Consider the following 12,841-nt stretch of genomic DNA (forward strand, 5'->3'; position numbering starts at 1 on the left):
GGATGGATATAGCCAATTATTTAAGCGAACTACTCGGCCGGTACACCGAAATAAGTGTACCTGGCTTGGGCTGCTTTTCGCGCTTGCGCGTAAATGGCTATTATGATGATGTACAGGCAACTTTTTATCCGCCCGGTCATAAGCTGCATTTTGATCAGGAGGCTAAAGACGATGAGATCCTGACACGCCATATCGCCGAAAAGAAAAAAATCTCGCTGGCATCATCCAAATATTTCACCGAAAAATACATCAACAGCCTTAAGCAGGAGCTGGTGCTGCATGAAGTACCTTTTGCCCAATTAGGCTGGTTTTATATGCAGGAAGGCAAAATCGCTTTCAGGCCGCAGGAACAGGCGCCGGGCAGCGATCCTTTGTTTTTTGGCCTTACTCCGGTAACCATTAACAAGGTTAACTACGTGCCCCCGCCGCCACCGCCGCCGCCTTTGCCTACGGCTATATCTCTACAGCAAACCTATACACCGCCGCCTGCAAACGCAACCCTTGTTGAGCAGCCTGAGTATATTGATGATGAACCCGAAGTTAAGCGGGGTATCAGCATTTGGGTTATAATAGCAATTGCAGTGGTTATACTTGCCGCAGCAGCTTTTGGCGTATATAAATATAACCCCGCACTATTACATCTTAACAATGACAGCCCTAAAGAACAACCAAAGGTTGAAAAGCCCAAAGCTGCTCCCATAATTAAGCCGGATAGTATCCAAAAGGATTCCACTCCAGCCGTTGCTGATACGGCAAAGGCAATTTCTAAACCTGTTGAAGCGTTAAATAATCCGGCAGCCAAAACAGATACCGTAGCACAGCCGGAGTTTGCGATATTTTTAGGATCGTTTAAAACCCTAACCAAAAGCAATGAGGCCGTTAAAGATTATAAAAGCAAGGGAATTGACGCCCGCCTGCTGAAAGGCCCCGGAACCGGTCCGCGGATCAAGATCATAATTGGAGGGTTTTCCTCATCTGAGGAAGCAGAAGCCATGAGAAAAAAACTCATATCACAAGGAAAAATAACTAAAGACACATACTCAAAACAAATTACTGATTCCACGAAATGACTTTATTATTAATTCAGCAAATTACAGATACCGCCAAACACCTGGCAGATACCGCAAACCACGCCGTAACAACCGCAGCACTGCCAACTGAAGAACTTCGCTTTGGCGACCTGCTGATCAAGGGTGGCTGGGTAATGATCCCGATAGGTATTTTAGCTGTACTGGGGCTGGTAATATTTTTTGAACGTTACTTTACTATCCGTAAAGCATCTCGTGATGAATCAAACCTGATGGTACAGGTACGTTCAAGTATCCACTCGGGCAATTTGGAATCGGCCATTGCTATTTGCCGTAACAATAACACGCCGCTTGGGCGCATGCTGCAAAAAGGTTTATTGCGCATTGGTCGCCCTATAAAAGATATCGAAGGGGCTATTGAAAACGTTGGTAAGCTGGAAGTATCCAAACTGGAAAAAAATATTGGAATTTTAGGTATCGTAGCCGGTATAGCGCCGATGTTTGGTTTCCTGGGTACCATTGCTGGTGTAATCAAGATCTTTTATGATATCTCAAAAACCGACAACATCAGCATGGGGGTAATCTCTGGCGGCTTATACGTAAAAATGGTAACATCAGCCGCAGGTTTGTTTGTAGGCATCGTAGCTTATGTGTGCTACCACATTTTAAATATGATGGTTGATAAGGTGATCCTGAAGCTGGAAACCGATGCCATTGAATTTATTGACCTGTTAGAGGAGCCGAGCAAATGAATTTAAGAAAACGACACAGGGGTGCATCGGCAGAGGTACATACATCGGCAATGAACGATATTATGTTCTTTCTGCTGCTGTTTTTCCTCATAGCCTCAACAGTTACCAACCCTAACGTTATTAAGCTGGTGTTGCCTAAATCATCAACAGGGCAGTCGGTATCTAAAAAAACCATAACCGTTTCAGTAACCAAAGACCTGAAGTACTACGTAGATAAAAAAGAGATCCCGGTGGATGCTTTGCAAACTACACTGGCGGGTTACAAAACCCTGGCTACCGAACTTACTATAGTTTTGTATGTTGACAAAACTGTAGCCATACAGGATGTGGTACAGGTGATGGACGTGGCACAAAAGTTGAATATTAAACTGGTTTTGGCAACAGAACCTAAGGGATAACAGTGGCAGTTGCAGTTTAAAGTTTATAGTAGATTATTGCAGTAAGTTACTGTAATCGTTTAAACAAACTGCCACTTTTTTTAGTAGCAGTTGTTCTTTAAGTAGCAGTTGCAGTTTTTAGCGGCAGTTTTAACAGATTACTGATAACAATAGAAAAACGTGCTACTCGCTACTGCTACTACAATTAAGAAAATACTGCTAATTAAAAAATTGCACTAATTATAAAAATGGAGTACAGGGAAGAAAATAACTATCCGAAAGCATTTATAGCAACAGGCATTATTATGGCTGTGCTGATAGCGGCATGTTATTTTATAGTATTCAAAAATCCGCCGGTTGAGGAGAACGGAACAGGCGGCATATTGGTAAACTACGGTACGGTTGATGAAGGTATGGGCGATGATTACATGAGCACCGAAGAACCTTCGGTAGCGGAAAAAGCCAATCATACTAAGCCGGATAAAGTTACCGAAAGTAAACCCACCGAAGAAAAACCAACGCCCGAAAGCAGCGAAAAAACGGTAGTTACCCAAAATAACGAGGATGCCCCAGAAGTGGCCGCGCCTACTAAAAAACCAAGTCAAAATGTTGCCCCTACTCCACCGGTAAAAACACCGCCGGCAAAACCTACCGTTAACCAAAATGCTTTGTACAAAGGCAAAGCATCAACCGGTACCGGTGAAGGCGATGGCACAGGCAAAACTCCGGGCAACCAGGGTAAAACTACGGGTACTACACTCACCAATAACTATAATGGAACAGGATCCGGCAATGGCGGCAGCCTAAATATGGCACAGCGTAACTTTGTGAGCCGCCCCTCTGTAAGTGACGACAACCGCCAAAGCGGTAAAATTGTAGTTGATATCAGGGTTGACAAAGATGGCAACGTTACGTATGCCCGTGCTGGTGCCCGTGGTACCACCATATCAGATGCCGGCTTGCTTCAAAAATGCGAAGATGCTGTAAAAAATTCCAAACTCAACCCGCTTGATAATGCCCCCGATCAGCAACAGGGTACCGTTGTTTTTGTGTTTAAGGTAAATTGATTTCTTAGTCCATAGTCGATGGATGATAGACCATAGCATTTATCTGTTAACCTACGGTAAATTGGATCGACCATGATTATGCACTATGACGCATAAACCATAAGTTTGCGGTAAAATCCATTGACCATCAACTATGGACTATGGACCATGGACTATGGACTATAATCAAACCCTACAATACCTCTATACCCAGCTTCCCATGTTTACACGGGACGGGGCTTCGGCATTTAAGAAAGACCTTACCAATACGCTCGAGCTTTGCAGGCGGTTGGATAATCCGCAGCATAAATTTAGAAGTGTGCACGTAGGCGGCACTAATGGCAAAGGATCAACATCGCACATGCTGGCCGCTATTTTACAAACTGCCGGTTACAAAACAGGGCTCTATACCTCACCCCATCTCAAAGATTTTCGCGAGCGGATTCGCATTAACGGACAAATGATCAGCGAGCAAACCGTAATTGACTTTGTTGAAGCTCATAGGGCTGATTTTGATGAAATAGCCCCCTCCTTTTTTGAGATGACCGTTGCTCTTGCTTTTGATGTTTTCGCCAAAGAAAAGGTGGATATCGCCGTTATAGAGGTGGGTTTGGGCGGTCGGCTGGATTCAACCAATGTGATCACTCCCCTTCTCTCGGTAATTACCAACATAGGTTGGGACCACATGAATATGCTGGGGAATACCCTGCAACTAATAGCCGGCGAAAAGGCAGGCATCATCAAACCGGGCATCCCGGTGATCATTGGTGAACAACAACTGGAGGTATCAAACGTGTTTATCGATAAAGCTGCGCAAACTAACAGCAACATTCGGTTTGCATCAGAAGAGTGGGTTGTTTCAAGTCCGGAAGTCGGAAAGTCCGAAAGTCCGAAAGAAAAAGCGGGATTACTTGAGATTGCTATACAAAAAATCTCATTCGGACTTTCGGACTTCCGGACTTTCCGACTTGATTTAACAGGTACCTATCAGCTTAAAAATGTAAAAACCGTTTTATCCGCCGTTGATGAATTACGCGGGCAGGGCTTTATAATTACCGATGAGCACCTCGAAACAGCCTTAAGGCAGGTCAAAAACCTCACCGGCTTACATGGCCGCTGGGAAACCTTAAGCCATAACCCACTTACCATTTGTGATACAGGGCATAACCCCGATGGCATTGAGGAAGTGATGAAAAATATTGCATCTGTTAAATCCAATCACCTGCATATGGTTATCGGGATGGTAAATGATAAAGACACCGGCAAAGTGTTATCGCTGCTGCCTAAAGATGCTACTTATTATTTCTGCAAACCAGACATTCCAAGAGGCCTGGACGCTGAAAGCATGAAAGCACAGGCGGGGGCTCATGGTTTAATTGGTGAGGCCTACCTCTCTGTAAAAGAAGCATTGTTATCGGCACAAAAAAATGCAGCTAATGATGATCTTGTTTTTGTAGGCGGCAGCACTTTTGTGGTGGCTGAGGTTGTCTGAATCAGAATTTTAAGATTTTCAAAGTTTTGATGTAGAAATAGGCGAGGTTCCTGTTACTTCAACCCTTTAAATCTGGGTTTGAAGTAAAACACGCTGTTAATTCTTAAATCCTGTAAATTCTGATTCAGACAGTTTCTTCCAAACCACCTCCCCTGTTATCGCTCCACCGGTAGTTGGCGCAGGTACAGTGTACTTAAAAATATCGCCCGAAATTGTAAAAGGGCGTTTTTGCTGTGTGCCCTCCCAGTTTGGGAATGATGCATGTTCTATATTGAAAATGATATTATTCTCTTCAACTTTATAGGTACCATAATGAGCGTTACACCCTTTTATCGCTGCTTGGTTCTCTTCGTCGGTACCCTTAGCTTTATCACCCGATGCAAATTTTAGCCGGCCTTCACTGTAGATCTGTAAAGCATAATGCCCGATAGCGTCAACTACAAGGATCCCCTTCGGCGAATCCCCGTAAAGATGGGTGCGACTGCCGTCGGCGGCAATATTATCGACTGTTACCAATTCATAGGTTCCGGTCAAATTATGAACAGAGGGTTTGTTCTGTGCCGATGCTGCACACGTAGTGAACAGTATTAGAATGAAAAGCAATTTATATTTCATGCAGCAAAGTTATATTTGCTATATTCCATTAACAATAAGGCACAAAAAAGTAGCCTGATTACTAAAAAGTTACCATGCTGTAAATCAGTTATATTATTTTTAATTGATGGATAAAAAATCAAAACACGAGGCTCCAAGATGCGGTATCGACTACGCTTTTCAGCGAATAGGCGGCAAATATAAAGGTCGTATACTGTGGCGTTTACGCAATGGTACCATGCGTTATGGCGAGTTACGGCGCACTGTAACAGGCGTAACCTCTAAAATGCTTACCCAGGCCCTGCGTGAGCTGGAGGATGATTGCCTCATCCTTCGGCAGGTGCATGTTGAAGTACCTCCAAGAGTTGAATATACCCTTACCGATACAGGCCGGGAATTACTCCCTTTTTTACAATTACTCCGCGATTGGGCCAAACATCAGATGCAGGTTAATGATATAGTGGCCATGCCATAATTTTAATTTCAGTAAAGTCAAAAACACCATTATTAATCTACATAAAGTTCTATTTTTACGGCCCAATCCTCACCTAAAAATATGACATATATAGCATCTGCCGATAGGTATCAAACAATGCAATATCGCCGCTGCGGTAACAGTGGCATCAAACTTCCGGCTATTTCATTAGGTCTTTGGCATAATTTCGGTCATGTTGACGTTGCCGATAATTACCGCAAAATATTACATCTCGCTTTCGACAGCGGCATTACCCATTTTGACCTGGCCAACAATTATGGCCCGCCTCCCGGCTCGGCCGAAGAGAATTTTGGAAAGATCCTGAAAGAAGATTTCCGCGATTACCGCGACGAACTTATTATATCAAGCAAAGCCGGTTACACCATGTGGCCGGGTCCATATGGTGACTGGGGCTCGAAGAAATACCTGGTAGCCAGTCTTGATCAAAGCCTTAAACGCATGGGGCTTGATTACGTGGATATTTTTTACCACCATCGCCCCGATCCAAACACGCCGCTTGAGGAAAGCATGGCTGCGTTGGACCTCATTGTTCGCCAGGGAAAAGCTTTGTATGTTGGTGTTTCCAATTATCCGGCAGAGCTGGCCTCGAAAGCTATCAAAATACTCAAAGAGCTTGGCACACCGTGCCTTATTCATCAGCCCAAATATTCCATGTTTGAACGTTGGGTTGAAGGCGGTCTGCTGAATGTTTTAGGTACCGAAGGCGTAGGCTGTATCCCCTTTTCACCACTGGCGCAAGGTTTATTGACGGATAAATACCTTCATGGCATCCCCGAAGATTCAAGGGCTGCTCGACCAACCGGTTTCCTTCAAAAAAGTCACATCACCGACGAACGCCTGAATCAGATCAGGGATTTAAACAGTTTGGCAATACAACGGGGACAGTCGCTGGCCCAAATGGCACTGGCCTGGATCCTGAAAGATGAGCGCGTAACATCTGTATTGATAGGCGCAAGCAGGCCCGAACAATTATCCGATTCATTAAAAGCTTTGGATAACCTGCGGTTTTCGGCAGAGGAGTTAGCAAGGATAGAAGAAATTTTGGCCCCCTAACCCCCCTAAAGGGGGAACTATGGTGGAGCGCCAATTTCTATTCTTTTCGACAAGTAATTTTAATATCTTTCCTTAAATAAAAATTAAAGTCTCCCCTTTAGGCGAGATTTAGAGGGGCTAACAATGATAAACTGGGGTATTATAGGTTGCGGCAACGTAACTGAAAAAAAGAGCGGGCCTGCATTTAAAAAAGTGGCGGGAAGTAATCTTGTGGCCGTTATGCGCCGCGATGCAGAAAAAGCGGCCGATTATGCTGCACGCCATGGCGTAGGTAAATGGTACAGCGCTGCCAGTGAATTACTGAACGACCAGGAGCTAAACGCGATCTACATAGCCACCCCTCCCGCGTCTCATCTCGATTATGCACTTACCGCATTAAAAAAAGGGTTAAACGTTTATGTCGAGAAACCGGTAACCCGTAATTCGACCGAAGCACGGGCTATGACAGCGGCTGTGAAGGGGAGCAGTTCAAAACTTACGGTTGCCCATTACCGCCGGGCTTTACCTATGTTTTTAAAGGTTAAAGAATTAATTGACACGCAGTTGATTGGCGAGATCCGTACCGTGCAGATCAGGATGTGGCAAAGCCGCAAACCAACTTTGATTGCCGACGTGGAAACCAACTGGCGAGTACTGCCCGAATTATCAGGCGGCGGCTACTTCCATGATCTTGCCCCGCATCAGCTCGATTTGATGCTGTATTATTTCGGCGAGCCTGAAATGTATCATGGTTTTTCGCTCAATCAATCAAACTCAACACCCGCCGACGATCATGTTTGCGGGCAGATCCTGTTTAAAAACAAGGTGGTAGTAAATGGCTCCTGGTGTTTTAATGTAGCCGAAAGTGAAACCACCGATACCTGCGAGATCATAGGCACAAAAGGAAAAATCACCTTCCCGTTTTTTGGCAATTACATCAATTGGAAAACTGATAGTGAAGAAGACACCATAACTTTCACTCATCCCGAGCATATCCAGCAGCCTTTCATAACCAAAATAGTAGCTTACTTTAATGGTGAAGGGCCCAACCCCTGCTCCATTGATGAAGCTGTAACGCTGATGGATATCATCGACGCGTTTACATTAAAGAAGTAAAAAAATCAGGCCAAAACCTGTCGAAGCATGGTGTTTAAATTCATCAAACTTCGACAGGTGCCGAAATTCTTTCCGGTTTATAACTAACCATTAACTTTTCTTCTTCGGCACTTTGGCGCCGTCTTTTCGCGCTTCTGAAAGGCCTATAGCTACTGCCTGCTTTTTGCTGGTTACTTTTTTGCCGCTGCCGCTTTTCAGCTTGCCTTCCTTCATTTCGTGCATGGTTTTCTCAACCTTCTCTCCGGCTTTTTCTGAATACTTTGCCATAATGTTACTTTTTAAGTAAATGATAATATTATAATGCAAAATATTTGCCAAAACATAAAATCAGTAGTAGTTTTTTAATAATAGCAGCGACAATTTTAGTAGCAGTTACTGAGCGGCAATTGCAGCATATAGTAACAGCTTTAACGACTGTAATAGCAAGTACACCAACTGTTCCTGCTGCTAAGTAAAACTGCAACTGCTGCTCAATCCGGCATGATTTAAACCTTTCGCATTTTTCATCCTGTCTGTTCCCGATTATTACTTATCTTCAAACTTCTGAAGTAATTACGTGTTAAGCCATCATAAATCCCCCTACATTTGCCCCATATGCCAACAAAAAAACTCATCGCTCCATTTTACGAACGTCTTGCTTTAGTACTTATTGGTTTTATGGCCCTGGGTTACCTGATTATTATGGGCAAGGATCTGCTTGATCCCATGATCTTTGGTTTTATTTTCGCCATACTGTTGCTTCCCGTTTGTAATTTTCTGGAAAATAAGCTGAGATTACCCCGCAGTATGGCATCGCTGGTTTCTATATTATTATTGGTTGGTGTTGTTGGGGGGATCCTCTACCTGGTAGGGTCACAGATCTCAAACATGGCTAACGACTGGCCAATGCTTAAAAAACAGGTTACGCAATCCATACGGGACCTGCAGGAATGGATTCAACACGCGTTTCATGTTAACGCTGCCAAGCAAATGGCTTATGTTGATGACACCGCCAAAAAACTCATGGAGTCGGGCACTGATGTACTGGGCACTACTTTTGGGGCCATCTCATCGATCATGCTGTTTTATGTGTTCATCCTGATCTTCACCTTTTTTATACTGTTATACAGGCGTTTGCTCATCCGCTTTATGGTATGGGTTTTCAGAGATGAAAATGAGCACGTGGTAATGGATATTGTTGAAAATATTCAAAGTATTTTGAGGCAATATATATTGGGGTTACTGTTAGAAATGGTAATAGTAGCCGGAGTAGCCATTACCGTTTTTTGGATGATTGGTATAAAATATGCCGCTTTGCTGGGCATTATAGTCGGTCTTTTCAATATTATTCCATACATCGGGATCTTCACTGCCTTGCTTTTAAGTACTGTTATAACTTTTGCTACAGGCAGTATCAGTAACACTGTAGCGGTGGCTGTTAGTGTTATAGGCATTCACGCAGTTGATGCTAATTTTTTGCTGCCCACTATAGTCGGTTCAAAGGTTAGGCTCAATGCCCTCATCTCTTTTATAGGCATTATTTTAGGCGAAATGATCTGGGGCCTTTCGGGCATGTTCCTTTCTATTCCTGTTATTGCCATATTCAAGATCATATTTGACCGCATTGAAACACTTAAACCATGGGGGTATTTGTTAGGTGGCGATTATGAATATAAAAAACCTGCTGCGAAGGCAATAAAAACAGAATAAATTCGCAAAAAAAGGCAAACCTAAACCTGTAAATTTTCGTTTAAATATACTGAACTTTAATTTTGCAGAAACTGTTGCTCCCCCCTAACAATGGAAATTGTAAGAGATACGCCACGTGCTATTTACAGGTGTAAAAAATGTAATGAGCCTTTAAAAACCAGGCGTAGGCGTAGCCTTGCATTAAAAATCACCCTGTTTTGGCTTCCCGTTCGCAAATTTTTTTGTGAACGATGCCTTAAAACCCGTTATGTAATGTAACTGTTCATAAAAACAGGCAGTATTTTACTTTAATTATTTATGCATATCCTTAATTTAGTAGCGTAGCATACTAAAGCTAAATCTGCCTAAAATGAACCTCAAGTATAAATTACTGCCATTTTTATATATTTTCCTTTTCCCTGTAATTTTGGTTGCACAAACTCCAAAGGCCTCAACTTTCAGGCTGGTACCCTTAGGTGTACTGGGGGGGATTGATGAAAGCAACCTATCGGCCTATATGCTTGCACCCAAAGGCAGCAATAACTATATCTGCCTTGATGCAGGCACAATACATTACGGCATTGAAAAAGCTGTAACGTGTAAAAGCTTTAAGGTGCCCGCCAATACTGTGCTCAGGCAATATATTAAAGGCTATTTTATATCCCATTCACATCTTGACCATATCGCCGGGCTCATCATTAATTCACCCGAGGACAGCACCAAAAGCATCTATGCACTTAATGATTGCATTGAAACCATAAAAACGCACTATTTTACCTGGAAAAGCTGGGCCAATTTTGCTGACCAGGGCGAAACACCAGCACTGAAAAAATATCACTATAAAGTACTGGAACCCGGTACCGAAACAGCTATCGAAAATACTGACCTTAAGATCCGGGCTTTCCCACTCAGTCACTCCAATTTAACCAGTACTGCTTTTTTGGTGAATAGCAATAACAATTATTTGCTTTATTTAGGTGATACCGGCCCCGACGAGATAGAAAAAAGCAGCAACATGCAAAACCTGTGGCAGGCCGCTGCTCCGCTGATAAAAAGTAAAAAATTAAAGGCTATTTTAATAGAGGTATCTTTCCCAAATGAGCAGCCGGATAAAACATTGTTCGGTCACCTTACGCCAAAATGGTTAATGGCCGAGATGGATAAACTGGCCTCGTTTACCGGCACAGATGCTATAAAAGGCTTAAACATTGTAATAACTCATTTAAAGCCGCCAATGACCAGCATCAGCAAAATCAAAACTCAGTTAAAAGCTGCTAATAAATTACAGCTAAACCTGGTATATCCGCAACAGGGAAAGGCCCTTAATTTTTAAACCTGAAACATCCATTACCATGAAAATACTTAAACCTGTTTTTTTATTCCTGCTGCTGGTAAGCGGCTTCAATTTATTTGCGCAGCAGGGCAAGGTACTTGAAGAGCAAAGCCTCAAAAGCAAAATTTTAAAGCGCAATGTAAATTACGCGGTTTATCTACCTCCGGATTATGAAACGGCTAACCGCACCTACCCTGTAGTTTACCTCCTGCACGGCTATACCGACGACCATACCGGCTGGCTGCAATTTGGCGAAGTTAACCGCTATGCCGATAAAGCTATTAGCGATGGCACTATCCCGCCCATGATCATTGTAATGCCAAATGCCGATTCGAGCTGGTACATCAACTCTTATGACAGTAAGGAAAAATATGAAGACTTTTTCATCAAAGAGTTTATGCCTTATATTGAAAAGGCATTGCGCATCAAGGCTGAAAAAAAATACCGGGGAATTGCAGGCCTTTCAATGGGCGGTTATGGAACGCTGATCTATACACTTAAACATCCCGATCTGTTTGCAGCCGGTGCGGCCTTAAGTGCCGCTGTATTTCCCGACGATCAACTCGTAAACACTCCTGATGATACTTATGAAAAAATATTTGCACAGCTTTACGGCCGGGGCTTAAAGGGGAAAGACAGGGTTAACAATGCCTGGCAAAATAATTCGGTTTTAAACCTGGTGCAAACCAAAACTACCGATGAGTTAAAATCTGTAAGATACTGGATAGATTGCGGCGACGACGACTTTCTGAGCAAAGGCAACTGCCTGTTGCATATTGCCCTTACCGAAAAAAATGTACCGCATGAATTTCGCATGCGCGATGGCGCCCACACCTGGACCTACTGGCGCACAGGGATCACCAACGCACTGCAATTTATTGGTGATAGTTTCAGGCAAAAGTAGCAGATGCGCTGTTTTCAGATATGCGGATGTGTAAATGACGATTAATTGAATCAATTAGAATATGAGTATTATAAAAAGGATTTTGCTGGTTTGTTTATTGCTGATTTCGGCAAATGTATTTCCGCAAACTACCGGTAAGGTGATTGAAGAGCAATATATAAAAAGCGATATTTTAAATCATAATGTAAAATACGCAGTATACCTCCCTGCTGATTATGAAACATCAAACCGGACCTACCCCGTAGTATACCTGTTGCATGGTTATGGGGATGACCATACCGGCTGGCTGCAATTTGGTGAAGTTAACCGCTATGCCGATAAAGCTATTGCCGATGGTACCATTCCACCGATGATCATTGTAATGCCCGACGGGGGCACAAGCTTCTTTATCAATGCATACAAGGGCAAACTAAACTATGAGGACTTCTTTTTCAAGGAGTTTATACCATCTATCGAAAAAGAATACCGTATAAAAGGTATTAAACAATACCGCGGCGTGGCGGGGTTATCCATGGGAGGCTTTGGCACACTGGTATATAGCCTTAAACATCCTGATATGTTCTCAGCAGCGGCGGCTTTGAGTGCTGCGGTACGTAGCGATGATGATTTTATGGCGATACCCGACGAGCGCTGGAAGGATGTATATAGCAAGGTATTTGGCCCCGATCTTAAAGGAAAAGAACGCCTTAATGCTACCTGGCAGGCTAACTCCATACTGGGATTGGTACAAAGCAAAACAACCGAGGATCTGAAAAATGTGCGCTACTGGATAGATTGCGGTGATGATGACGCGCTAAGCAAAGGGAACAGCCTGCTGCATATAGCCCTTACAGAAAAGAAAGTGCCACATGAATTCCGCATCCGCGACGGAGCCCACAACTGGACCTACTGGCGCACCGGCATCACCGATGCATTAGCATTTATTGGTGATAGCTTTAGGCAAAAGTAGGGTGTGCTAACCAAACCTTGTCATAGCAAGCGATGGCGTGGCAATCGCTTGCTA

General features: G+C 43.4%; 14 protein-coding genes. 12 read left to right on the plus strand and 2 right to left on the minus strand.

Features of this window, described 5'->3' with window-relative positions:
• The first annotated feature begins 2 nt into the window (after positions 1-2).
• From ACEN82_RS17245 to ACEN82_RS17265, 5 genes are all read left to right on the plus strand, one after another.
• Positions 3-1,070, plus strand: coding sequence for an HU domain-containing protein (locus ACEN82_RS17245; RefSeq protein WP_413319267.1), 1,068 nt, complete (start codon positions 3-5; stop codon positions 1,068-1,070).
• Complete coding sequence (locus ACEN82_RS17250) at positions 1,067-1,780, plus strand: MotA/TolQ/ExbB proton channel family protein (protein WP_090523416.1); 714 nt, start codon at positions 1,067-1,069, stop codon at positions 1,778-1,780. Before ACEN82_RS17245 ends, ACEN82_RS17250 begins: the two co-directional genes overlap by 4 nt.
• Entirely contained in the window at positions 1,777-2,178 is a 402-nt protein-coding gene (locus ACEN82_RS17255; RefSeq protein ID WP_090523411.1) for an ExbD/TolR family protein, read from the plus strand. Before ACEN82_RS17250 ends, ACEN82_RS17255 begins: the two co-directional genes overlap by 4 nt.
• Positions 2,179-2,405: 227 nt before the next feature.
• The gene (locus ACEN82_RS17260; protein ID WP_090523406.1) at positions 2,406-3,224 is read left to right on the plus strand and encodes an energy transducer TonB; all 819 of its coding nucleotides are present in this window, start codon (positions 2,406-2,408) and stop codon (positions 3,222-3,224) included.
• 133 nt (positions 3,225-3,357) lie between these two features.
• Positions 3,358-4,695 (plus strand): bifunctional folylpolyglutamate synthase/dihydrofolate synthase, encoded by a 1,338-nt coding sequence (locus ACEN82_RS17265; RefSeq protein WP_413319270.1) that lies wholly within the window; start codon positions 3,358-3,360, stop codon positions 4,693-4,695.
• Positions 4,696-4,791: 96 nt separating this feature from the next.
• Here ACEN82_RS17265 and ACEN82_RS17270 read toward each other — a convergent pair whose 3' ends face one another.
• Positions 4,792-5,310, minus strand: coding sequence for a lipocalin-like domain-containing protein (locus tag ACEN82_RS17270; protein WP_413319272.1), 519 nt, complete (start codon positions 5,308-5,310; stop codon positions 4,792-4,794).
• Positions 5,311-5,416: 106 nt separating this feature from the next.
• Here ACEN82_RS17270 and ACEN82_RS17275 point away from each other — a divergent pair, with 106 nt between their 5' ends.
• From ACEN82_RS17275 to ACEN82_RS17285, 3 genes are all read left to right on the plus strand, one after another.
• The gene (locus tag ACEN82_RS17275) at positions 5,417-5,764 is read left to right on the plus strand and encodes a winged helix-turn-helix transcriptional regulator (protein ID WP_112652263.1); all 348 of its coding nucleotides are present in this window, start codon (positions 5,417-5,419) and stop codon (positions 5,762-5,764) included.
• Between the two features lie 81 nt (positions 5,765-5,845).
• Entirely contained in the window at positions 5,846-6,838 is a 993-nt protein-coding gene (gene mgrA / locus ACEN82_RS17280) for an L-glyceraldehyde 3-phosphate reductase (RefSeq protein ID WP_413319274.1), read from the plus strand.
• A gap of 123 nt (positions 6,839-6,961) precedes the next feature.
• Positions 6,962-7,933, plus strand: a complete 972-nt coding sequence (locus tag ACEN82_RS17285) for a Gfo/Idh/MocA family protein (protein ID WP_413319276.1) — start codon at positions 6,962-6,964, stop codon at positions 7,931-7,933.
• 90 nt (positions 7,934-8,023) lie between these two features.
• Here the strand turns inward: ACEN82_RS17285 and ACEN82_RS17290 are convergent, their stop codons facing one another.
• Positions 8,024-8,200: a DUF6496 domain-containing protein gene (locus tag ACEN82_RS17290; protein ID WP_413319278.1), complete on the minus strand. Its 177-nt coding sequence runs from the start codon at positions 8,198-8,200 to the stop codon at positions 8,024-8,026.
• A gap of 327 nt (positions 8,201-8,527) precedes the next feature.
• Between ACEN82_RS17290 and ACEN82_RS17295 the strand changes: the two genes are divergently transcribed.
• The 4 genes from ACEN82_RS17295 to ACEN82_RS17310 all read left to right on the plus strand — a co-directional run bounded on the left by ACEN82_RS17295 (position 8,528) and on the right by ACEN82_RS17310 (position 12,787).
• The gene (locus ACEN82_RS17295) at positions 8,528-9,622 is read left to right on the plus strand and encodes an AI-2E family transporter (RefSeq protein ID WP_413319280.1); all 1,095 of its coding nucleotides are present in this window, start codon (positions 8,528-8,530) and stop codon (positions 9,620-9,622) included.
• Positions 9,623-9,971: 349 nt separating this feature from the next.
• The gene (locus ACEN82_RS17300) at positions 9,972-10,934 is read left to right on the plus strand and encodes an MBL fold metallo-hydrolase (RefSeq protein ID WP_413319281.1); all 963 of its coding nucleotides are present in this window, start codon (positions 9,972-9,974) and stop codon (positions 10,932-10,934) included.
• A gap of 19 nt (positions 10,935-10,953) precedes the next feature.
• On the plus strand, positions 10,954-11,838 hold the full coding sequence (locus ACEN82_RS17305; RefSeq protein ID WP_413319283.1) for an alpha/beta hydrolase: 885 nt from the start codon (positions 10,954-10,956) through the stop codon (positions 11,836-11,838).
• 61 nt (positions 11,839-11,899) lie between these two features.
• Positions 11,900-12,787, plus strand: a complete 888-nt coding sequence (locus tag ACEN82_RS17310) for an alpha/beta hydrolase (protein ID WP_413319285.1) — start codon at positions 11,900-11,902, stop codon at positions 12,785-12,787.
• Positions 12,788-12,841 lie beyond the last annotated feature (54 nt).

Source organism: Mucilaginibacter sp. Mucisp73, from assembly GCF_059491465.1.

Excerpts from the sequence above, each read along its gene's own strand:
- ACEN82_RS17245 (WP_413319267.1), top strand. The coding sequence starts at position 3 with ATGGATATAGCCAATTATTTAAGCGAACTACTCGGCCGGTACACCGAA.
- ACEN82_RS17250 (WP_090523416.1), top strand. The coding sequence starts at position 1,067 with ATGACTTTATTATTAATTCAGCAAATTACAGATACCGCCAAACACCTG.
- ACEN82_RS17255 (WP_090523411.1), top strand. The coding sequence starts at position 1,777 with ATGAATTTAAGAAAACGACACAGGGGTGCATCGGCAGAGGTACATACA.
- ACEN82_RS17260 (WP_090523406.1), top strand. The coding sequence starts at position 2,406 with ATGGAGTACAGGGAAGAAAATAACTATCCGAAAGCATTTATAGCAACA.
- ACEN82_RS17265 (WP_413319270.1), top strand. The coding sequence starts at position 3,358 with ATGGACTATGGACCATGGACTATGGACTATAATCAAACCCTACAATAC.
- ACEN82_RS17270 (WP_413319272.1), bottom strand. The coding sequence starts at position 5,310 with ATGAAATATAAATTGCTTTTCATTCTAATACTGTTCACTACGTGTGCA.
- ACEN82_RS17275 (WP_112652263.1), top strand. The coding sequence starts at position 5,417 with ATGGATAAAAAATCAAAACACGAGGCTCCAAGATGCGGTATCGACTAC.
- mgrA (WP_413319274.1), top strand. The coding sequence starts at position 5,846 with ATGACATATATAGCATCTGCCGATAGGTATCAAACAATGCAATATCGC.
- ACEN82_RS17285 (WP_413319276.1), top strand. The coding sequence starts at position 6,962 with ATGATAAACTGGGGTATTATAGGTTGCGGCAACGTAACTGAAAAAAAG.
- ACEN82_RS17290 (WP_413319278.1), bottom strand. The coding sequence starts at position 8,200 with ATGGCAAAGTATTCAGAAAAAGCCGGAGAGAAGGTTGAGAAAACCATG.
- ACEN82_RS17295 (WP_413319280.1), top strand. The coding sequence starts at position 8,528 with ATGCCAACAAAAAAACTCATCGCTCCATTTTACGAACGTCTTGCTTTA.
- ACEN82_RS17300 (WP_413319281.1), top strand. The coding sequence starts at position 9,972 with ATGAACCTCAAGTATAAATTACTGCCATTTTTATATATTTTCCTTTTC.
- ACEN82_RS17305 (WP_413319283.1), top strand. The coding sequence starts at position 10,954 with ATGAAAATACTTAAACCTGTTTTTTTATTCCTGCTGCTGGTAAGCGGC.
- ACEN82_RS17310 (WP_413319285.1), top strand. The coding sequence starts at position 11,900 with ATGAGTATTATAAAAAGGATTTTGCTGGTTTGTTTATTGCTGATTTCG.